Annotated in this window: 22 protein-coding genes; 7 read left to right on the forward strand and 15 right to left on the reverse strand. The window is 57.2% G+C overall.

Annotated features, from left to right (window positions below; genetic code table 11):
• Nucleotides 1-31 precede the first annotated feature (31 nt).
• Nucleotides 32-955 carry a hypothetical protein gene (locus H6F59_RS14140; protein ID WP_190700996.1) on the forward strand — a complete coding sequence of 308 codons (924 nt, stop codon included), beginning with the start codon at nt 32-34 and terminating at the stop codon, nt 953-955.
• A gap of 157 nt (nt 956-1,112) precedes the next feature.
• On the opposite strand, the gene H6F59_RS14145 is transcribed toward H6F59_RS14140, so the two are convergent.
• From H6F59_RS14145 to H6F59_RS14190, 10 genes are all read right to left on the reverse strand, one after another.
• On the reverse strand, nt 1,113-1,421 hold the full coding sequence (locus tag H6F59_RS14145; protein ID WP_190514841.1) for an RNA-binding protein: 309 nt from the start codon (nt 1,419-1,421) through the stop codon (nt 1,113-1,115).
• Nucleotides 1,422-1,588: 167 nt separating this feature from the next.
• The gene (locus H6F59_RS14150; RefSeq protein WP_190514840.1) at nt 1,589-1,822 is read right to left on the reverse strand and encodes a Calvin cycle protein CP12; all 234 of its coding nucleotides are present in this window, start codon (nt 1,820-1,822) and stop codon (nt 1,589-1,591) included.
• 126 nt (nt 1,823-1,948) lie between these two features.
• Nucleotides 1,949-2,575, reverse strand: coding sequence for a ribonuclease D (locus H6F59_RS14155; RefSeq protein WP_190701001.1), 627 nt, complete (start codon nt 2,573-2,575; stop codon nt 1,949-1,951).
• Nucleotides 2,576-2,781: 206 nt separating this feature from the next.
• Nucleotides 2,782-3,066, reverse strand: a complete 285-nt coding sequence (locus H6F59_RS14160; protein WP_190701006.1) for a DUF29 domain-containing protein — start codon at nt 3,064-3,066, stop codon at nt 2,782-2,784.
• A 42-nt stretch (nt 3,067-3,108) separates the two neighbouring features.
• Nucleotides 3,109-4,353, reverse strand: a complete 1,245-nt coding sequence (gene trpB / locus H6F59_RS14165) for a tryptophan synthase subunit beta (protein WP_190701009.1) — start codon at nt 4,351-4,353, stop codon at nt 3,109-3,111.
• A gap of 69 nt (nt 4,354-4,422) precedes the next feature.
• Entirely contained in the window at nt 4,423-4,947 is a 525-nt protein-coding gene (locus H6F59_RS14170; protein WP_199325793.1) for a gamma-glutamylcyclotransferase, read from the reverse strand.
• Between the two features lie 303 nt (nt 4,948-5,250).
• Entirely contained in the window at nt 5,251-7,065 is a 1,815-nt protein-coding gene (locus H6F59_RS14175; protein WP_190701028.1) for a diguanylate cyclase, read from the reverse strand.
• 68 nt (nt 7,066-7,133) lie between these two features.
• On the reverse strand, nt 7,134-8,987 hold the full coding sequence (locus H6F59_RS14180) for an ABC transporter ATP-binding protein (RefSeq protein ID WP_242021474.1): 1,854 nt from the start codon (nt 8,985-8,987) through the stop codon (nt 7,134-7,136).
• Between the two features lie 86 nt (nt 8,988-9,073).
• Nucleotides 9,074-9,997 (reverse strand): glycosyltransferase family 2 protein, encoded by a 924-nt coding sequence (locus tag H6F59_RS14185; protein ID WP_190701031.1) that lies wholly within the window; start codon nt 9,995-9,997, stop codon nt 9,074-9,076.
• Nucleotides 9,998-10,207: 210 nt separating this feature from the next.
• Nucleotides 10,208-10,390 (reverse strand): CsbD family protein, encoded by a 183-nt coding sequence (locus tag H6F59_RS14190; RefSeq protein ID WP_190514833.1) that lies wholly within the window; start codon nt 10,388-10,390, stop codon nt 10,208-10,210.
• Between the two features lie 195 nt (nt 10,391-10,585).
• On the opposite strand from H6F59_RS14190, the gene H6F59_RS14195 reads away from it, so the two are divergent.
• The 3 genes from H6F59_RS14195 to H6F59_RS14205 all read left to right on the forward strand — a co-directional run bounded on the left by H6F59_RS14195 (nt 10,586) and on the right by H6F59_RS14205 (nt 12,770).
• On the forward strand, nt 10,586-11,269 hold the full coding sequence (locus tag H6F59_RS14195) for an ATP-dependent Clp protease proteolytic subunit (RefSeq protein WP_190701034.1): 684 nt from the start codon (nt 10,586-10,588) through the stop codon (nt 11,267-11,269).
• Nucleotides 11,270-11,386: 117 nt separating this feature from the next.
• Nucleotides 11,387-12,022: an ATP-dependent Clp protease proteolytic subunit gene (locus H6F59_RS14200; RefSeq protein WP_190514831.1), complete on the forward strand. Its 636-nt coding sequence runs from the start codon at nt 11,387-11,389 to the stop codon at nt 12,020-12,022.
• 76 nt (nt 12,023-12,098) lie between these two features.
• Nucleotides 12,099-12,770, forward strand: coding sequence for a DnaJ domain-containing protein (locus tag H6F59_RS14205; RefSeq protein ID WP_190701037.1), 672 nt, complete (start codon nt 12,099-12,101; stop codon nt 12,768-12,770).
• 22 nt (nt 12,771-12,792) lie between these two features.
• Here H6F59_RS14205 and H6F59_RS14210 read toward each other — a convergent pair whose 3' ends face one another.
• From H6F59_RS14210 to H6F59_RS14220, 3 genes are all read right to left on the reverse strand, one after another.
• The gene (locus tag H6F59_RS14210) at nt 12,793-13,866 is read right to left on the reverse strand and encodes a glycosyltransferase family 4 protein (protein WP_190701041.1); all 1,074 of its coding nucleotides are present in this window, start codon (nt 13,864-13,866) and stop codon (nt 12,793-12,795) included.
• Nucleotides 13,867-13,918: 52 nt separating this feature from the next.
• The gene (locus tag H6F59_RS14215) at nt 13,919-14,986 is read right to left on the reverse strand and encodes a HEAT repeat domain-containing protein (protein WP_199325794.1); all 1,068 of its coding nucleotides are present in this window, start codon (nt 14,984-14,986) and stop codon (nt 13,919-13,921) included.
• 350 nt (nt 14,987-15,336) lie between these two features.
• Nucleotides 15,337-16,356 carry a DMT family transporter gene (locus H6F59_RS14220; RefSeq protein WP_190701047.1) on the reverse strand — a complete coding sequence of 340 codons (1,020 nt, stop codon included), beginning with the start codon at nt 16,354-16,356 and terminating at the stop codon, nt 15,337-15,339.
• Between the two features lie 254 nt (nt 16,357-16,610).
• On the opposite strand from H6F59_RS14220, the gene sppA reads away from it, so the two are divergent.
• On the forward strand, nt 16,611-17,465 hold the full coding sequence (gene sppA / locus H6F59_RS14225; RefSeq protein WP_190701050.1) for a signal peptide peptidase SppA: 855 nt from the start codon (nt 16,611-16,613) through the stop codon (nt 17,463-17,465).
• Nucleotides 17,466-17,585: 120 nt separating this feature from the next.
• On the forward strand, nt 17,586-17,963 hold the full coding sequence (gene aroH, locus H6F59_RS14230; protein ID WP_190701055.1) for a chorismate mutase: 378 nt from the start codon (nt 17,586-17,588) through the stop codon (nt 17,961-17,963).
• Between the two features lie 96 nt (nt 17,964-18,059).
• Here the strand turns inward: aroH and crtR are convergent, their stop codons facing one another.
• Complete coding sequence (gene crtR / locus H6F59_RS14235; RefSeq protein WP_190701059.1) at nt 18,060-18,947, reverse strand: beta-carotene hydroxylase; 888 nt, start codon at nt 18,945-18,947, stop codon at nt 18,060-18,062.
• A gap of 328 nt (nt 18,948-19,275) precedes the next feature.
• On the opposite strand from crtR, the gene pyk reads away from it, so the two are divergent.
• Nucleotides 19,276-21,066: a pyruvate kinase gene (pyk, locus tag H6F59_RS14240; RefSeq protein ID WP_190514824.1), complete on the forward strand. Its 1,791-nt coding sequence runs from the start codon at nt 19,276-19,278 to the stop codon at nt 21,064-21,066.
• A gap of 121 nt (nt 21,067-21,187) precedes the next feature.
• Here the strand turns inward: pyk and psaM are convergent, their stop codons facing one another.
• Entirely contained in the window at nt 21,188-21,283 is a 96-nt protein-coding gene (gene psaM, locus H6F59_RS14245; protein WP_190514823.1) for a photosystem I reaction center subunit XII, read from the reverse strand.
• Between the last annotated feature and the right edge of the window lie 73 nt (nt 21,284-21,356).

A 21,356-nucleotide genomic window follows, 5' to 3' on the forward strand; every position in this document is an offset into this window, starting at 1 on the left:
GTAAGTAATGTCATTAGACATAAGACAGTTGATGAAAGCCATCCTCAAAAGCTTGCTTATCGGTAGTCTGTTGGCCCTGGGCCTGCCCGCCCTAGCAGAAAATCCCCGCATTGAAATTGATTCCGACACTGAAGCGATTAGCGATCAAGCGATCGAGCAGGGGGCCATTCGCGTTGTCGTCAGCTATACGCCGCTCGATTACGCCGCCGAAGAAGTTAGCGACAACCTGACGATTCAGCTGTTTCACAACAACGAGCTCAAGCTGTCCACCACTGACACCGCTGCGATGTTTGCAGGCATTGAGCTGATCGATCTCGACAGCGACGGCACTTCAGAGGTGGTGGTTCAAACCTACAGCGGTGGTGCCCACTGCTGCCTGGCTACTACTACCTACACTTGGCAAAACGAGCAGTTTAACCCAGTTTATTTTGGCTACCTTGACGGTAGCGGCGGGCAATTCAAAGACCTCAACGGCGATGGGCTGATGGAGTTCGTCACCCTCGACAACTCGTTTTTCTACACCTTTAGCTCCTACGCCGGCTCGTACCCACCCAGCGTCATTCTCACCTACGAAAATGGTGAGTACCGCGACACCACACCTCAGTTCACCAACTATTTGGAAGACGCTGCAGCTGATATGCGCTTCACGGTAGAAGACCCTGAGTTTGCCGATCGCAGCGACAAAAACGGCGTATTAGCGGGCTACGTGGCCCAAAATATTCGCCTAGGAAACTATCGCGAGGCCTGGCTTTTCATGCTGGCCCACTACGAGCGCACCGACGACTGGGGGCTCGAAACCTACAACGACCAGGGTGAGCTAGCTGGTACCTATCCCGACTTTCCCACTGCCCTCTACGCCTTTTTGCAAGAGCTGGGCTATTTGGATACTAATGGTAGGCCTCAGCCCACCGTCGATCGCTCTCCGGTGGAGGCCGAGCGGGCAAGTTTTCAGTAGTAGCTTTACGGTTTAGCCCAAGATTTGCCGAAGGATTGAAAAGTCAAGACGATAGCGAATTTTTGGGCTTTAGCACCCTAGCTCTTCCGCAAAAAAGGGTAGGCCGCAACGGTCTACCCTTCAAACATTTAGCGCTTATCGAGCTGGCTAAACAGATCTAGAAGCCGGTGCGCCGGTAGTTGCCACCATTGCCGCCGCCAGCGCCACTGCTACTGCGAGCGTCATCGCGGGGGCGAGCTTTGTTCACCCGCAGTTCACGGCCCATCCACTCAGCTCCATCGAGGGATTCGATGATGGTGTCTTCCTGAGCTTCGGCGGCCATATCCACAAAGGCAAAGCCTCGGGGACGACCGGTTTCGCGATCGGTGGGCAGGCTAACCCGCTTGACTTCGCCATATTCTGCAAACACCCGCTCTAAATCTTCGCGAGTGACATCGTAGGACAAGTTACCAACATAGAGTGACATAGGATGGTCTCCGTACTGTACAAAGTGCAGTGAGTAAACGGAGACAAAGCTGTATCGGAAATCAAAGTGAAATGAAACAAGCGAAATCTACCGAAAACTAACTAAGACAATTTTAACACTCCAAATCTACCCATGGGAGGGGTGAAGTTGCCTTCTAGAAGTTGCCTTTAATTGTCGTATATCAAGCCTTCGGGCGCTTCAGGATTGTCTTCTAGATATTGGTCAAAGCCGGTTTTCTTAGGGATCTGATGCTGGTGCGAAACCTCGGCTCGCATCTCTTCCACCACGTCCCAGGCGGCAGCGGCTTCGGCAGAGGTTTCGCCCTTTTCGGCGGTGATTTGATGGGCGTAGTCGATTGCTTTTTGCAGCTCGTCTTGGAAGTCCTTGCTATCAACGCTCATAGTCGTTCTCCTCTGAGATCATCTTCAAAGTGGATAGGCCTATCTTACCTGTCTCGCGATCGCCGCAGGCATTTCCTAAACAGAGCCGTTGTCGCAGCCTCCCTTAGAGGAAAAAAGGATGGTTAATCAGTGCTCAAACACCCCCTGGTACAGGAGCAGGTCGAGGGCGACGAAGGTAGGCAAACAGCTAAAACAATCCTGCGCTAACTCCCACCGGCCCTCGCGCTTGAGCATGGCAGTCAGGGTTTGGTGAATGCTGTGCAGGTAGCGCACGTCATTGGCGGCGTAGCGCAGCTGCTCGTCGGAAAGATTCATAGCATTGCCCCAGTCAGAGCTTTGGGCGGTTTTGTCGAGTTCGATGCCCTCTAACTCTTTGACCAGCTCTTTAAGGCCGTGGCGAGGGCTATAGGTGCGGCTCAGTTTGCTAGCGATTTTGCTGCAAAACACCGGGGCCACGGTAATGCCCAGGTTGTGCTTGAGGGTGGCCAAATCGAACCGAGCAAAGTGAAACAGCTTGAGAATGTCTGGGGCTTCTAGCAGCTCTTTAAGTAGGGGCGCTTCTTTTTGGCCGAGTTCGATGCGCACTACCGATACATAGCCGTCAGCGTCAGAGAGCTGCACTAAGCAGAGGCGATCGCGCTGGGGCAGTAGACCCATGGTCTCGGTGTCACAGGCGATCGCGCTGGCCTGCCGATAGCGATCCAACAAGTCGGGGGTGAGGTCGCGATCGCAGATTTCAAAACCGTCGGCCATAGAGGTTCCTAATTGTTGTCAGATAAACCGGGCTGCCACGGGAAACAATCACTGTCCAGGGCTTGCTCCAGGGTAAAGCAGGATGTCGTAGGAACACATCCTTCTTGGACACCGCTGAGGATCAAGAATAGCTCGCGTCCGTTGACCATATTGCTTTGGGAACGTTGTATCGAGGTGTAGATGCAGGCTGGGGCTATCCTCCACAATCAACGGATGTCGTGGCGATTGTGCAGTACTCCCATAATCCAGTCACGACTGTGGCGAGCGTGCTCAGTCTCCCAAAAATTTAGCCTCAGCAGCCGCTCATAAATCTGCCGAAGCAAGTTGGACAGCGCTCGGCGATCCTGTCGGGCGAGACTTTCGATTTCCTCAATTAGGTTGGTTAGGTCGAGGGCATCAAAATTGCGCGATCGCAGTTGAGCAGCCGTGGTCTCCAACCAAATGTTGAAGTCAGTGTCGTACAGCGATTTAGGCCCGCCACTTGTGTCCACGGCAATCCGCTCACGTTCCAATTGATCTGCGACTTAGACCGCCTACTCTAGCCCGCCCAACGCCTTGGCAACGGTATTGACATCCTTATCACCTCGGCCCGAGGAGTTGATCACAATACGGGGGTTGCCCGTCAATTGCGGGCACAGGGTTTCGAGATAGGCAAAGGCGTGGGCCGTCTCCAGCGCGGGGATAATTCCCTCCAGACGCGATACCCGCTGAAACGCGTCTAGCGCCTCTTGGTCGGTAACGCTGTAGTATTCGGCTCGGCCTGCATCCTTCAAAAAGCTGTGCTCGGGGCCAACACCGGGATAGTCCAGACCAGCACTGATGGAGTGGGCTTCGATCACCTGACCTTCACTGTCTTGAAGGAGATAGCTCATCGCTCCGTGGAGCACGCCAACTCGACCCTCCGTCAGGGTGGCCGCATGCTTGCCGGTAGCCACGCCGCTGCCCGCCGCCTCAATGCCGATCATCCGCACCGTGGGCTCGTTGACAAACTCGTGGAACAGGCCCATGGCGTTGGAGCCGCCGCCAACGCAGGCCATCAGAATGTCAGGTAGGCCGCCAAACTTCTCTTGGCACTGGGCGCGAGTTTCTTCTCCGATAATGGCGTGGAAATCGCGCACCATCATCGGGTAAGGGTGCGGGCCGGCGACGGAACCGAGGATGTAGTGAGTGTTTTCTACATTCGTTACCCAGTCGCGAATCGCTTCAGAGGTAGCGTCTTTGAGGGTGCCGGTGCCCGCCGTGACGCCGCGAACCTCAGCCCCCATCAGCCGCATGCGAAACACGTTCAGCGACTGGCGCTCCATATCTTGCACGCCCATGTAAATAACGCACTGAAGGCCAAAGCGGGCGCACACCGTGGCGGTGGCGACTCCATGCTGCCCGGCCCCGGTTTCGGCGATGATGCGCTGCTTGCCCATGCGCTTAGCCAGCAGCACCTGACCCAGAGCATTGTTGATCTTGTGCGCGCCCGTGTGGTTGAGGTCTTCGCGCTTGAGATAAATATCGGGACCGCTACCGTCGGGACGGCGGTAGTGAGCGGTGAGTCGCTCAGCGAAATAGAGGGGCGTGGCTCGACCTACGTAATCCTTGAGCAGGCCATTTAGTTCGGCCTGAAAGTCGGCCTCGTCGCGGTATTGGTAAAATGCCTGCTCTAGCTCAAAGAGGGCGGGCATGAGGGTTTCGGGCACGTACTTACCGCCAAACTGGCCAAAACGACCCAGGGCATCGGGGCGAGCATCGGTCACAGCAGGGCGAGGCGAAAGCGGCGTCTGGGTCACGGTGGCAGCGGGGTGAAGGGTTGTAAGTAGCCCTCATTATAAGGAATGCTCTGACCCGTTGCTAGCAGGTTAAGCCGTGCGGCGCAGCGGAGCCTCTGTCTGCCGCCGTTGCAGCGAGTGAATGTGATGAAATAGGCTCCAGCAATATTCTTCTGGCAGTCCACAGGTGGCGGCTCCTCGCATGACCACGCTGGAATACCACTCGTTGGGAGCAATTTCTTCGTGAGTCTTGCTGATTACCGAGTAGGTGCGAGTTTGCGCGTAGGCTTGCCCGTTGGCGATGACGGTGACCATTTCGTGGCAGTAGCCTTCTTCGCGCAGGTCGAGGGCGGGGCTGAGCCGCCAGGGCAGGTGGTAAAGCACGCCCTGCACCGTAGAACCAGGGTGCGGGACGACATCGAGCACACCGCAGTTGCGAAGGCGCGATCGCCGAAAAAACCCCAGCCGATACCCGGCGAGCGTCGCTGGCCCAACCACATAGTCGTGAGTGCTTTCGCCCAAGGAGCGTTTTAGATCGACTGGGCACATGCAGGAGCCGTAGGCAAAGTAGTAGAAGCGATCGTCCGGGTTGTGAAGGGGGATAACACTTGTCATGGGCGGTCGTTGAGAGCGGAGGGTTGAGAGTAACGGTCTTGCTTCCATCCCCTCCTGGGAGGGGATGGAAGCAAGACTAGGGCCAAGAGCAAAGCTCTGCAATAAAAAAGACTACAAACCCAATCTACGGTTTTCCGATCGGAATGCCGATGATTGGTGCTGTTACTTTCGTTTATATCACTCTATTTCCTAAGGAGAAAGGTTTCTTGATTAAGCCTTGACAAGTCTTTAAAGTGTCTGATCAAAGCTTTTAAACAAGCTGACAATCCTGCCTCAGATTGTTGATTTGGGGGAATGCAGGGGTCAGGGATTGGCTACGATGCGATCGCGCCCCTGCTGCTTAGCCTGATACAGCAGCCCATCGGCTGTGCGGATCAGATTGATGGGGTTGAGCGTGGCCGAGGGCAGACAGGTGGCTACCCCCAGGCTAACGGTGACCCAGGGGCCAACGGCAGACTTGGCATGGGGAAGATGCAGCGCCTTCACCGCTTGGCGCAGGGTTTCGGCTAGGTAGATGGCCCCAGATCTATCGGTGTTGGGCAAGATCACCGCAAACTCTTCGCCGCCGTAGCGGACGGGCAGGTCAGTGGCACGACGGGGGGGAATCGCGATCGCCTGGGCAATCTGGCACAGGCAAGCATCGCCCGATTGGTGGCCATAGTGGTCGTTGTAGAGTTTGAAATAGTCTACATCGAGCAAAATTAGCGACAGGGGCAGACGATCGCGCACCGAGCGTCGCCATTCTTGCTCTAGATATTGGTCAAAGTGGCGACGGTTGGCAATGCCCGTCAGCCCGTCCACTAAGGTAAGCCGCTGAAGTTCTTGGTTGGCGTTTTGCAGGGCCTGCTCGGTCTGGCTGCGCACCTGAATTTCTTGCTGGAGACGATGGTTGGTCTGGTTGAGACTGGCGGTGCGGGCGGCGATCTGAGCCTCTAGGTCAGCATTAAACTGCTGAAGCAGAGTAGTCTGCTGGTCGAGGTTGGCAAATAGCTGGCCCACCGATCGCGACAGTTGGGCAATCTCGTCCTGCCCCGAAAAAATTGGCATGGGGGCGCGGGTGGTGCCGGTGCGCAGGCCCTCGGCGGTGTGGGCGATCACCATGACTGGCTTCACCATTTGCCCAGCGATATACCAGCTAAGAGCACCGCTCAGTAACCCTAGGGCAATGCCCCAGAGACAAATGTTGTGCTTGAGCGATCGCGCCGGGACAAAAGCCTCCTGGGTGGGCTGATGCACCAGCACCACCCAACCCAGGCCGGGATAGCTGCGATAGCCCTGGGTCTGTGCGTAGCCCGTTAGGGTCGGCGCGTTGTCTAGCCAGGGCTCTATTATTGCCTCGGTTTCTCCTTGTTGAGCGGCTTGAAAGCTTTTTAAACCACTCAAATTGACTGGTGCGCTGACATCGTTAGGGCTGCGGCCCGGCCCTAGCAGCACGTCTCCAGTGCTCGACAAAATCTGAATTTCTACCTGTTTGTAGTCTTTTAGCGGCTGAAGCAGGTTGTCTCGCAGGGTAGTGGCCCACTGCCAGTAAAGGTGTCCGCCTAGCACTCCTACCAGCGTACCCGTGTTATCGACCACAGGAGCGGTGACATCCACTAGGCGCAGGGGGTCGGAGCTGGGGTTGGGCACCAGGGCGGCGAGCAACTTGGCCGAGTGCACATCCTGCACGTTGGGACGGGTCCGACCTTCAATGAACCAGGGCCGCTTGGAGACATTGGCTCCAGTTAACAGCCCGTGGGTGCTGGCCATCACAATGCCCCGCGAGTCAGTGAGGCCAATCCAGGCGAAGTCACTGAAGGCCTCTTGCATGCGATCGAGCAGCATTTGTTTTTGGGCGGTAGGGCGCTGGGTCGATCGCATCTCCTCCAGCGAGGCCAGGGTTTGAATTTCTTGATAATAGATAAACATGTCGCGATCGAGCGCCCCCGCTAGCTGGTAGGCCATCTGGGCCATCAGCTCACCACGGTCAGCCTGGATCTGGCGCTGGCTAATGTCACCAACAATACAGGCCAGAAGCACGGAAAATATAAGGATAGTGGTAGCGATCGCAGCCCCCAACCGGCGACGAAAGCTGCGGCGTAAATTTAGCTGATTTAGCCAAAACTGAGCGGTTCTCAAGGCTGGTAACTGACTCTAGGGGCATTATGCCCATTACCCAATGCGTTGTCGATCCAGACTGGGGGGCGCTACAGGTAGCCAGCCGCCTGCATGGTGAACAGGCGGGCATAGCGACCATCCTGATGCAGCAGCTCCTCGTGGCCGCCCTGCTCAATTAGCCTACCGTTGGCCAGCACAATAATGTTATCGGCCCGCCGCACCGTCGAGAAGCGGTGGGAAATTAGGATCGCCATCTGATCCTGGGTGGCTTCGCGAAACTGCTCAAACAGGCGGGTTTCGGCCTCAGCATCCATCGCGGAAGTCGGCTCATCGAGCACCAAAATATCGGCGTCGGTACGCATAAAGGCACGGGAGAGCGCAATCTTCTGCCACTGACCGCCCGAAAGCTCTTGCCCACCAAAAAACCATTTCCCCAGCTGAGTGTTGAAGCCCTCCGGCAGGTCTTCGATGAATTCGGTAGCGGTGCCTTTGGCGGCGGCGACCTGCCAGCGTTGGGCATCCTCAAAGTCGGTGACATCGCCGACGCCAATGTTTTCGCCTACCTTAAACTGGTAGCGCACAAAGTCTTGAAAAATCACGCCAATGCGCTGCTGCACCACCTTGGCATCCCACTCTTGCAGGTCGCGGCCATCCAGCAAAATGCGGCCCTGACTGGGGGTGTAGAGCCGGGTGAGCAGCTTGATCAGGGTGGTTTTGCCGGAGCCGTTTTCCCCCACGATCGCCATCTTTTCCCCCGGCTTCAGGTGAAACGAGACGTTCTCTAGGGCGAGGCGATCGCTGCCCGGATAGCTAAAGGACACCTGCTCAAACCGCAGCCCGTCACCGGGGTCAAGGCCTCGGTCGGCTATTCCCATATCCTCCGGCACCGACTGTTCGAGAAATTCGTAGAGGTTAGCCAGGTAGAGCCCATCTTCGTACATGCCGCCGATCGATGTCAGGGTGCTAGCAAAGGTGGTCTGCCCCTGGCGAAACACCGTCAGGTACATGGTCAGCTCGCCGAGAGAAATGCGGCCTGCGATCGCCTCCAGCACAATCCAGCAGTAGGCCAGGTAAAACGATACGGTGCTCAGCAATCCCAGGCCGTAGCTCCAGCCGCTGCGGCGCACCGTCAAGCTGCGGTCTTCTTTATAGAGGCGCTGAAAAATATCTTGGTAGCGATCGAGCAGCAGCGGCCCCAGGCCAAACAGCTTCACCTCCTTGGCAAAATCCTCCCGCGCCAGCAGCGCCTCCAGGTAGATTTGCTGGCGGGTTTCGGGCGATCGCCACTTAAACAGGCGAAAGGCCTCCCCCGCAAACTGGGTCTCAGCGATGAAGGCGGGCAGGGTAGCCACGGCCAGCAGCGCCACCGCCCAGCCCGAAAATTGCAGCAGCAATCCCCCAAAGGTGAGCAATGACAGCAGGTCCTGCACGACTCCAAAGGTGCGGTTGACCATGCTCAGGGGCCGCGACGATGCCTCGCGCCGGGCCTGGGTCATTTTGTCGTAAAACTCAGAATCTTCGAAGTAGGTCAGCGGTAGGGTCTGGGCCTTTTCGAGAATCATCACGTTGACCCGCTGCCCCAGCAGCACCCGCAGCAGCGATTGGCACAGGGTCAAACCCTGGCGCGCTCCCGCCAAGCCTGCCACCAACACAGCCTCCAGCGCCAGGTACATCAGCGCTGCCTGGCGATCAACCGCCAATCCTGACTGGGCAGCTTTGACTACGCCATCGACAATCAGCTTGCCGACGTAGGCGATCGCCGCTGGCAGCAAACCGGCCACTAATGTCAGCAACCCCAGCACTACCGTCAGCCGCCAGTCGGTCTGCCACACTAGCTGAATGGCGCGCTGCCCGTAGCGATACATGCCCAGCGACTGACCCAGATTGCGCCACGAAGCTTTTTTTGGGGGAGCCGTAACCCGTTTTACCCTGTATTCACTCATTTTTCTACGATAGCGCCTTGGCCAGGGAGGGTGAGTGGGTAGGGGATGAGGGGGACGAGGAAGATAAGGGGGTAGGGAGTGAGGGGTTATTGCATCGGCGGGACGGCAATGCTGGATGCAACCGAGCCATGCTCTTCTACAGATTGGGAACTGTTTGAAACAGTGGTTGGCTCTTCTGGCTGTACGCCGGTTAGGTATTCGGGATGCATCAATTCCCGCGCCTTAAGCACAATCAAATACTCATAAAACGCCTGGAGGGTGCACCAAGCGAGCCCGGCTCGGCCATCGCGCCAGCCCCCAAGAATAAACATCATGTAGAGCCACCGGGTCAGCGGGCGCAGGGGCAGTCGCAGCGAGAGATCCTTCAGCGCTCGCCGGCGCTCGACTTCAGATTTGCCCCAAACCATGGCCCGCCAGTCCACTCTGCCGCTCTGCAGCTGCCGCAGGGTTTCAGCGGCCTCGTCGGTTGAGTAGCGGTTGTGCTTGTCGATCCAGCGGCTGAGCCCTTTGCTACAGGTGTAGTGGGGGTAGGTGGCCTGCAAAAAGCCGGTGGGGCCATCTACAATCTCGCGCTCGGTGTGACCATAGTCGTCGAACCAGACTTTGCCCCGCTGCAGCAGCCGCAGCTGATAGCGCGGAAACTGGGTGCTGCGGCGAATCCAGCTACCCATAAACATGACCCGCTCGGCCACGTAGTAGCTAGCTTTATCGCCGTTGGCAATCACATCCAAACATTCGGCAAACAGCTCTGGCGTCATGCGCTCGTCGGCTTCGAGAATGTAGGCCCAATCGTAGCGGTAGGGTACGTGCTCCAGCATCCAGGTACGCTGCTGGCCGTGGCTAGCGAAGGGATGTTCGATGAAGCGCACGGGATATTGGGTGGCAATGGCTTGGGTGCGATCGCTGCTACACGAGTCCACCACAATTACATCGTCGGACAGCAGGGCCGACTCAATACAAGCGGCAATATCCCGCTCCTCATTGTGGGTCAGTATAAAAATTGAGAACATAGTCGCGGCACATCCCAACGCTAGACAGGAAATCCTCTCTGGTTTAGAGAACCCATTTTGGCTTCCAAACTGAAATTTACCCGGCAACTATATAGCCAGCCATAGTTCTGAAATATCTTTACTCCCTCGTTATTGCCATCCAACAAAAAGGGGCAGCCACTGGCTGCCCCGGGGGGTCACTAATAGGTTTCAAACAGTAGGCTGTAGCGCTTAGTCGATGGCTTTTTTCATCGCATCCTTCACATCTTCTTTAGCGTGGGTAGCTTGGGCTTCGGCCTGCTTGGCATGCCCCTCGGCCTTGCTCCTGGTATCGCCCGTAATTTCACCCGCAGCCGCCTGCACTTTGCCCTCAATATTTTGAGCAGTGGCCTTGACGCGATCTTCAATAGACATAGGGTTAATTTCCTTGAACGAAAATCTTCCCCTACTTTAGAGTTAAGCCCAATGGTATACATCCCCAGAAAGTAGCAAGCGGGCTCTACATTTCGACAGAGACTTAGGTGGGGATATCCGTCTTAAGGACGGCGTAGAACCCAGCTCAATCCCGCGTTACACTGTTAAAAACGCGTATTTGGGCGTCTTCGGTCTATGAGTTTAGAGATTAAAGCCGTGCAGGCACCGTATGGCGATGCGACGTACCGTACGCCGCCCCCAGATCTGCCCTCCTTGCTGCTCAAGGAGCGGATTGTGTATCTGGGCCTGCCCCTGTTTTCAGGGGATGACATCAAACAGCAGGTGGGTATTGACGTTACTGAGCTGATCATTGCTCAGCTGCTCTTCTTGCAGTTTGATGACCCCGACAAGCCCATCTTTTTCTACATCAACTCTACCGGCACCTCCTGGCACGACGGCAACATGATTGGCTACGACACCGAAGCCTTTGCCATCTGCGACACCATGAACTACATCAAGCCCCCAGTGCACACCATCTGCATTGGTCAGGCCATGGGGTCAGCGGCAGTGATTTTGGCGGCGGGCACTAAGGGCTATCGGGCTAGTCTGCCCCACGCTCGCATTGTGCTCAACCAGCCTCGCAGCGGTGCCCAGGGCCAAGCTACCGACATCGAAATTCGGGCTAAAGAAGTGCTCGACAACAAGCGCTCCATGATGAGCATTCTGGCTAAGAGCACCGGCAAAACCCTAGAGCAGGTGCTGCGCGATTCCGATCGCATGTTCTACATGAACCCAGAAGAAGCCAAGGAATACGGCATCATCGACCGGGTGCTGTCTAGCCGCAAAGAATTACCGGTGCCCGCCGGGGCAGGGCTTTAGGTCTAGGTATCAGGTTTGAGAGGCGATGGCGCAGCCTCCCCGGAGGAGAATCGTCCCTCAAGGTCGGTCTTTAACCATCCCACGTCCGTTGTTTTATTTTTAGGTTGAAAGAGCACTATGCCCATCGGCACTCCCAAAGTTCCCTATCGTTTGCCCGGTAGCCAGTACTCCCAGTGGGTCGACATCTACACCCGCCTAAACCAGGAGCGGATTATTTTTCTCGGCCAAGAGGTCACTGACACCCTGGCTAACTCCATCGTGGCAGCCATGCTGTACCTCGACTCCGACGACAACACCAAGCCCATTTATCTCTACATCAACTCCCCCGGGGGGTCGGTGACGGCGGGCATGGCCATCTACGACACCATGCAGTACATCAAGTCTGACGTGGTCACGATCTGTTTGGGTCTAGCTGCTTCCATGGGGGCGTTTTTGCTGGCGGCGGGCAGCAACGGCAAGCGGGTTGCTCTACCCCACTCGCGCATCATGATTCACCAGCCCATGGGCGGCACCGGGCGGCAGCGTCTCCAGGCCAGCGACATTGCCATTGAGGCCAAAGAAATTCTGCGAGTTCGTCAAGAACTCAACGAAATGATGGCCCGCCACACCGGTCGCTCCATTGAGCAAATTCAAAAGGACACCGATCGCGACTACTTCATGTCGGCAGAAGAGGCCGTTGCCTACGGCCTGATCGACCGAGTGATTGAAGACCGCTCTCAGGAACTTGTCTCTCCTGCCACTGCTGCGGTGTAATTGGCTGCGCCATTTCTGCCGACAGTTGGCAGAATAGGGCCAGCACACGTACCTCATTCTATTGAGTTAGCGAACCATGGCGCTGGCGCACTACTACCGCATACTGGGGCTTAGAACCGGGGCCAGCTTTGGCGATGTCAAGCTGGCCTATCGCAATCTAGCCAGGCTATATCACCCTGACATCAACCCCGGCGATCAGTTAGCAAAAGAGAAATTCATTCAGGTGACCCAGGCCTATCAGGCTCTGGTGAACGCCCTGCCCGTGGAAGCCGTAGCGGCTCAGCGCAAAGCCGCTCCCAGTCAGGTCACCAAAGCACCTGCCCAAACAACCCCATCCGCTGCGGCTCCCCGCCCCTCAGTACCCATCACCTCTCCACCTGCCAAAGAGGTCGAATTCACTGTCAGCCCTACCCCTGGGGGTTCAGAAGCCGATCAACAGCTAAAGGTAAATAGCTTTAAGCAGCTGCGAGAGCTGTTTCAGGGACAGCGTTTCCCCCGAGCGGTAGCCCTGGTAGAAGGGCTGGTGCAGCGCTTCCCAGAAGATCCAGAAATTCGCCAGTGGCACGCCATCACCTATTACCGCTGGGGGCACGACTTGCTCAACCACGGCAACCTTCAAAAAGCAGAAGCCTGCCTGAAAAAGGCCCGCCGCGTCGATCCCCAAAATCGCTCTTTGCGCCAAGCCCTGCACCACGACTTTCAGCGTCTAGAGCAGATGCGCCAAGCCCCTGTACCTCAGGCCCAGTAGCAGCGACTTGCGTTAAGTCTTTCTACTGGTTCGCAATCAGGGTTTCAAACCATCGCTCAAAGCGAACGGCTAGGGCACCTAGGGAATATTCGGTTTCGGCCTGGCGACGGCAGGCGTAGCGATCGAGCTGGTCGATTTTGGCGATCGCACTCACCAACCCCTGTACATCATCTGGCGGCACCAGCCAGCCTGTTTCGCCTGGCCGCACAATTTCGGCGGGGCCACCACGGGCGTAGGCAATCACCGGCACACCGCAGGCCAGAGCCTCAATCGCCACATTGCCAAACGCTTCGACCCAGCGTGGGGTCATCACCAGGGCACGGCATTGGCGCAGCACCTGCTGTAGTTCGTGGGTGGGCAAAAACCCCAGGTAGCAGTCGGCCGCTCGGGGAAAGCGATCGCAAAGGCTCTGCCAGTAGTCGGTGTCTTCCAGCTTGCCCAAAATCTTCAGGGGAGCCTGGGCAATTTCGGCCGCCTCTAGGGCATCCTCTAGCCCTTTCTCTGGGGAAATGCGCCCCAGCCAGGCCAGGGCATCGCCGGGGGTTAAGCAAAATTCGTATAGCTCCAAATCAATGGCGCTGCTGAGCAGCTCAAAGGCATTGGCTACCCCAAACGTTTCAGCCTGGGTGCGCGTGTAGGCCCCCAAACGCCGAGGAAACTGCTGGGCAACCTGGCAGATGGCCTCATCCATTGCATCGTTGAGGGAGCCCATGGTGACGAAGTGGGCTACCGGAGTGACAAAAAACTCTGTGAGGTAAAAGGGCATCCAGTCGTAGGCCAGGTTGACGATCAGGTCAAACTCGGCCTGGTGCTGCCGAGCGTAGCGCCACATCGCGCCCAGCGCACTGTCCGCGGGAAGGACGACCGGCGCGCTGCGTCCCTGGGTATGGGCCGTGGGCTGCAACTGCCCCGGCACCGTCACGATGGCAGCATCGCCCAGGCTTGACCCCTCGGGGGCCAGCACCGTCACTTGATGCCCGCGATCGCGCATGCCCTGAGTCAAGTTGAGCAGAGTGAGCTCAACCCCGCCCCCCAAACCAGACCCTAGCGGCCCTACAGGAGTTGAGACAAACAACAGGCGAAGGGAAAGAGTCATGAGGAGAGATGGAAAGATCGGGGGATAAGGAGGTCAGGAGATCGGGCGCTAGTTAGCCGGGGGGAAGACGATGGCCCTCTGGAGTCAGTCTTTGGCTATCGCTGTCGTAGGGTGAGTCCAAGGAAGCCGTCTCAGGGGGCAGCGCCGCTGAATAGGTTGCCGCAGGGATGCGGTTGAGCTGGCTGAGCGCCCACTGGGCAGTCTCCTGCACGCCAGCATCAGGGTCTTGGGTCGCGTGGGCCAACATATGGCTGAGCTGCACCACCGTGTCGTAAATCCGGCTCAGATCGCGAATGGCATTTTTGCGCACCTCGGGGCTAGGATCTTGCAGGCCTAGGGCCAAAGCTCGGTGCATGGGCTTGAGACTACGGCTACTAATTTCGGCCAGGGCGGCGAGAATAAGGCTTTTTTCCTGGGAATCGGCATCGAGCAGGCTGTTGATCAGTGGCTGAATAGCTTCAGAATGGCCGAGCTGACCTAGCTCCCAAATGGCGTGGCGACGTATCGCCCCATCGCGGTTATCCAACTCATGGATCAATGAATCCACAATATCCCCCGAGGTGAGACGGGTGGTGGCGTCTAGAGTCAGGTCGGTGGCCGTAGCAGCCGGGGTAGCCAGACCGAGGGCCGGGGAGACTAACGCCTCTGTTTGCCCCACGGTGCCCAGGGGAGCAGTGGAATCGTCTGGGGTCAGGGTAGGCTCAGCACCACTCTTGGCCTGGGGGGCTGTGCTGGGTACTCGCTCTAAGTTAGCTGTGGAACGCTTTGTCGATCGCCCCTGCCCCAAGAACCGCCAGCCCCCCAAACAACCCGCCAGCGCCAGCCCCCCCAACACTAACCATGTCCAGCGGCGACCAGACTCAGCAGCCTCAACCGGTGTGCCATTTTCAACCGCAGAAGCTTCAGCCGCTTCCTGGTCTTCGCCCGCAGGGGGCTCAGCCGGTACCCCCGTCTCATTGGGCTTGACATCGTCGTCTTGAGTCCCCGACCGTAGCAGTTCGGAGTTAGCAGCAGGAGCCTCTAATTGAGCAATCTGTCTGGCATCTGACTGGGCAGACTCTGGGGCAGTGGTTGCTTTGGCGATCGCAGACTCTAACACCGGCAGGTCAGTTATAGTCAAACCCGCAACCAGGGTTAAGACAGCAAACCTCACCCCAGAAGCACTGCGGCAGCCCAGACCTCTCCCTGGCGTTGGCATTCTAAGTCTCATATCGGCCCATAGCTGGCGGCGACGGTTACCCAGTGTCGATGCCCCTAAGGTAACTTAACCTGCTGAGGGCAGCGTGATCTAGGGTGGATGGGTAGGGAGTGGATGGGTGGATGGGTGGGGAGTTGCGACTGAACGACTCCACTAGACGTACTCATTTGCAAGAATACCTGTCTCTTCCACCTACCCTTTCTTCTCAGCAAGGCTACGGCAGCGATTAGCTCAAAACTCTGCCCTACCCATCCACCCATCCACTCCTCACCCTAATCCGGCTCCACTGGGGTACTCTCCCCCGAGGTCGCGGTCTCGTAGGCCAAGGTTAACTGCCGCAGTTTCTGAGTCAGGACGTCGCGCTGGTTAATCAGGTAAATGCTGACCAGGGTAAAGCTGACTCCCAACCACTGCAACAAACTTAAGGTTTCACCCAAAAACAGGTTGCCAAACAGCAGGGCAAATACTGGGGTCAAAAAGGTTAGGGCGCTGAGACTGGTGAGGTTGCCCTGGGCTGCCAAGAAGAAGAAAATGCCGTAGGCTAGGGCACTGCCAAAGATGGTTGCATAGGCGATCGCCCCCCAATCCAATCCCGTCAACCCCTGCCAAGGCTGCACTTCCCCTAGGGATGACAGCACAAATAAAGGCATGCCCCCCAGCACCATATGCCAGCCTGTGGCCACAACAGGGTCGACATGGCGGCAAACGTAGCGAATCAGAATAGTACCAGTGGCCATCGACAGGGCGGCCAACAGCATCAGCCATTCGCCTCCTTGCGAGAGGGTGGTGAGGGCCGTGCCATCGGTCAGCCAGGCGGTGTCGCCGTGGAAGAGCGAAAAAATCCATTCGTCGGGCAGGCCCAGCAGACTGATACCCGCAATGCCCCACAGCAGGCCAATCCAGCCGAGGGCACCAATGTACTCACCAAATAGGCCTCGCGCCATGATCGCTACCGCTAGAGGTTGTGAGTCAATCATCACCGAGCCGAGGCCTGCCCCAGTGCGCTGCAGGCCCGCCGCCAAAAATCCTTGAAACAGCGCACCATCTACCAAAGCAAAGAGCGCTATCCAAAGCCAGCCCTGGCGGCTAATGGCTTGGGGACGGCCCAACAACAACCCCACCAACAGTACGAGCATGCCCGCGGGCACCAGCCGTATACCCGCCATAAAGAACGGTGTGGTGTGGGGCATGGCTCCCTTCATCGCCACCATAGCTGTGCCCCACAAAAAGAAGGGCGCAATCAGCACAATGGGGTTGCGAGTGGCCGATTGGGGAACGGAGACTGAGTCCATGGTAGGGAAATGAAGGGAGATAGTTTAAAGACCCGCAAGGGCGAGCGCAGTGGCCAAAAAGGCTTTCTTTAAGGAATGTTAACGCAGTTCGGGGTAGGGTGCTGTCCTGCCCCGAATCACTCACCCCCTAACGGGCTGAGGCGCTAACGCCCCGCCATAGTGTTGTTTTGGCTACAATAGACCCTGGCCCTAGCACGCTCAGTGCCAGGGCTATCTACTATTCACCCTTGTCCGCCTACAGTTTTAATACCCCTATGATTTGGCCGTTTTCTCGCCGTTCTCGCAAGTCCATTGCCCGCATCGAAGTGACCGGCGTGATCGGGGCCGCCACCCGTAAGCGGATGCTAGAGGCCCTCAAAGAGATTGAGGAAAGGCGCTTCCCGGCTCTGCTGCTGCGCATTGACAGCCCTGGCGGCACCGTAGGCGATTCCCAAGAAATTTACATCGCCCTCAAACGGCTCAAAGACAAGCTCAAAATCGTGGCCAGCTTTGGCAATATCTCTGCCTCGGGTGGGGTCTACATCGGCATGGGAGCCAACCACATTGTGGCCAATCCCGGCACGATCACCGGCAGCATCGGCGTCATTTTGCGGGGCAATAATCTAGAGCGCCTGCTCGACAAGGTGGGCGTGTCATTCAAGGTAATTAAGTCTGGCCCCTATAAAGATATTCTCGCCTTCGATCGCGAACTCACCGACCCCGAAAAAGGCATTCTGCAAGAGCTAATCGACGTCAGCTATAGCCAGTTTGTCAAAACCGTCGCCGAGGCCCGCCATCTGAGCGAAGAGACGGTGCGTAGCTTTGCCGATGGGCGCATTTTTACCGGCGAGCAAGCCCTCCAGCTTGGTGTTGTAGACCGGCTCGGCAGCGAGGAAGACGCCCGCCGCTGGGCCGCCGAACTAGCCGGCCTCGACCCTGACAAGGCCGAGTGCATCACCTTTGATGAGAAAAAGCCTCTCCTGCGGCGGCTAGTGCCCGGCAACAGCAATGTCGCTGCCTCTGGCCTAGCCTATCCTGGGCTGGCGGTACCGGCCCTCAATGCGACCCTAGAGTGGCTGGAGTTCGAACGCTCTACCAGCGGCATGCCCCTATGGCTGTATCGGCCCTAAGGACCAGCACAGACCAGTGCCCTGGTAGGATTAAAGCAGTAAAATGCAGTCAACTCTCTGCCCCAATTGTTGCCGTCGGTGCCTTTGAGGCTTTGAAGAATGACCTTTGGAGGCTAACGCGTGGACTGGCGAGTGTGGGCAATTCGGGGAGCGGTAACGGTACCAGAAAATACTGAGGGGGCCATTCAGGAGGCCGTCACAGAGCTGATGGATGCCCTCGAAGAGAGCAACCACCTCGACCCGGCCTGCATTATTAGCGCCACCTTCTCCGTCACTCGCGACTTGGATGCGGTGTTTCCGGCGGCGATCGCCCGCCAGCGACCCCAATGGGACAACGTTGCTCTCCTCGACGTGCAGCACATGCATGTCGAGGGCAGCCTACCCTGCTGCATCCGCATTTTGATGCACGTGCAGCTCCCAGCCCCCCACGACAAAATTCAGCACGTCTACCTGCGCGGCGCCCGCGACCTGCGTCCCGACTTGGTAGTTACGGGTTAGAAGGAAGGTTTTGACGAATTTTGCACTGCAAAAACGACCTCAGAATTATGGCTTTGTGGGCCTAAATCTGGGGTCGTTTCTTTTGAGCGATCGCCTCTAATGTCGCTTTAGCCGAATGCCCAGAAATAGGTCGTACAGAAAGCCAAAGAAGTCTTTCATTTTCAGCAGCCCAAGGGACTGGGGCGACCCTTTTTCATCCAGCAGGGGCTGCATTACCTCGTAGGTGGGTTTGTACTTATACCAGGGCACTGAGGGCCACAGGTGGTGTACCAGGTGATAGTTCTGACCCATGATCAGCAGGTTGAGAATGGGACTGGGGTAGACCCGGGCGTTCTTCCAGCGATCGCGATCTTCAAACGGTCGGTGGGGCAAATAGTCAAAAAACAGGCCTAGGGCAATGCCCACCACTAGGGCAGGCGAGAACCAGTAGTTAAAGAGGTAGCCCACAAAGTCGAACCGACAGGCGATGAACACCAGCAGCCCCACTGCAAAGCGACCTAAAAACCACTCCAGCAGCTCCCAGTTGCGCCAGAGGCGGCGCTTAAAAAAGTAGATCTCGTGGTAGAAAAAGCGCGCCGCAATTAACCACAGCGGCCCGCCCGTCGAGACAAAATGATCGGGGTCGTTCTTAGGATCGTTAACGTGGGCATGGTGCTGCAGGTGCACCCGCGTAAACACCGGAAACGAGAACCCTAAGATCAGGGCGCTACCGTGGCCCAGTAGGGCATTCACCACGCGGTTGCGGTGAGCCGAGTTGTGGCTAGCATCGTGAATAACCGTCCCCGCCAGGTGTAGGGACAGCACATTCATTAGAAACACACACCAGTTTGTCCAATGCCAGCAAAAATAGCCCACCGTAGACAGACTAATCAGCCCGACGGAAGCTATAAACATGAGAGAGTTGAGGCTCAATCCGCCTTCGGTTTTGAGTAACTCAGGGGGAACCGTCTTTCGAACCGTCAGGGCTTCAGCTGCCACCGACATGATGCATCGCTCCTACACCAGTGCCTTCGGTAGTATACGTTACGATGCTTTATTAATAAACTTTTGTGACATAGCCTAAAGATAAACGCTGTCTCCGGCAGCTCACCGTCAGTAGCGCGCCATAGAAGGTGCCAGACGAGCGCTACCTGCCTCACCTCCTTACTCCATGCCCATCGTCGGTGAAAACGCTGAAATTCTTGCTGGTTTTGGGGTGACGCGTAAAGCCCATCGGCATTCGTGCTACTATCCCTGTGCTTTATGGCTGCTAGTCTACGGGCTTGATTGAAGGTCCGATGCAGTAGCGTTTTACTCTCAGTAGAGGTCGTTTATGCCCCTGCGCAACTCTGTCCGCCGCACCAAAATTGTTGCCACCATCGGCCCTGCCACCCAAAATGCCGATGTGCTGCGGGAGCTGATCGAGGCTGGGGCCACCACCCTGCGGCTCAACTTCTCCCACGGCAGCCACGACGATCACCAGCGCAGCATTCGCCTGATTCGGCAGATCTCCTTCGAGCTCAACCAGCCGGTGGGCATTCTGCAAGACCTCCAGGGGCCAAAAATTCGCCTGGGCAAGTTTGAGCACGGCTCCATTCAGCTGGCTAAGGGCGACCCCTTTGTGCTCACCAGCGAGATTATTTTGGGCACCCAGGAGCGAGCCTGCGTCACCTACGACAAGCTGGCCCAGGAAGTACCCGCCGGCTCCACGATTTTGCTGGATGACGGCAAAGTTGAAATGCAGGTGGAGTCGGTCGATCTGGTGGCCCAGGAGCTTCACTGCCGTGTGGTGGTAGGCGGCACCCTGTCGAACAATAAGGGGGTCAACTTCCCTGGGGTGTATCTCTCGGTCAAGGCGCTCACCGACAAGGACCGCGAAGACCTGCTGTTTGGTCTCAACCAAGGCGTTGACTGGGTAGCCCTCAGCTTCGTGCGCAACCCCCAAGACGTGCTGGAAATCAAGGAGATTATCCACGCCGCCGGCAAGAACGTGCCGGTGATCGTCAAGATTGAAAAGCACGAGGCCATTGAGCAGATGGAGGCCATTCTCTCCCTCTCAGACGGGGTAATGGTGGCCCGGGGCGATCTGGGGGTAGAGCTACCCGCCGAGGAGGTGCCAATTCTGCAAAAGCGGTTGATCGCGATGTCCAACGCCCTGGGCATTCCGGTGATTACCGCCACCCAGATGCTCGACAGCATGGTGTCAAACCCCCGCCCTACCCGGGCTGAGGTGTCTGACATTGCCAACGCTATTCTCGACGGCACCGATGCGGTCATGCTCTCCAACGAAACTGCCGTGGGCAAGTTTCCGGTGGAGGCGGTGGCGACGATGGCGAAGGTGGCCGTGTGTACCGAGCAGGAGGGGCTTTCCCTGAGCGATCGCAAGGACAGTAGCGGGGCTCGCTCGATTCCCAACGCCATTAGCCAGGCGGTGGGCCGCATTGCGACACAGCTCAACGCGGCGGCCATCATGACCCTGACCAAGTCTGGGGCTACCGCTCGCAACGTGTCGAAATACCGTCCCCAGACGCCAATTTTGGCGGTGACGCCCCATGTTCATGTGGCGCGGCAGCTCCAGCTAGTATGGGGGGTGCGGCCACTGCTGGTGCTCGACCTGCCTTCTAGCACCCAGACCTTTCAGGCGGCCATGAGCGTCGCTCAGGAAAAGGCCCTGCTTAACGACGGCGATCTGGTGGTGCTAACAGCGGGGACGCTGCAAGGGATATCGGGTTCTACCGATTTGATCAAGGTCGACGTGGTGACAGCGGTGCTAGGGCGAGGTTTGGGTATTGGCGAAGCCTCGGTGAGCGGCCGAGCCCGAGTTGCCCACACCAGCTTGGAGGTCAACGACTTTAACGACGGCGAAATTTTGGTGGTGCCCCACACCAGCGCCGACTTTGTCGAGGCCATTCGTCGGGCGGGCGGTATTGTCACAGAAGATGACAGCCCCACCAGCCACGCAGCGGTGATTGGCCTGCGGCTGGGGGTGCCGGTGATTGTGGGGGTCAAAAACGCCACCGAGATCATCCGCGACGGCAGCATTCTTACCCTCGATACCCGGCGGGGGCTGATCTACTCTGGGGCCTTAGGGCCAGTTAAGAATGAGCCCGCCATGAGCTTTTAGCGCGTCTTGGCCAGCCTAACTGTCAGTCGGTCAAAACAAAAGACTTCGGCACCCGGGTGCCGAAGTCTTTTGTTTTGGTGAACTATGCCTTTGGGACGTTAAAATAATGCCCCGGCTTAACCTATTTATAAAGCTCGGTGGATAGGCGAACTGCCAAAATACCAGGCAATAGAGCTACGGCTAGGGCAATAAAGACTTGGGTATCTGAAAGAGGCATAAAAAATACTCCTCAAGCTGAGTGAATAACGCTTGCTTAAGCAAAGACGCTGGGTCTAGACAGATTGTTAACT

The organism is Nodosilinea sp. FACHB-141 (assembly GCF_014696135.1).
Lineage (GTDB): Bacteria > Cyanobacteriota > Cyanobacteriia > Phormidesmidales > Phormidesmidaceae > Nodosilinea.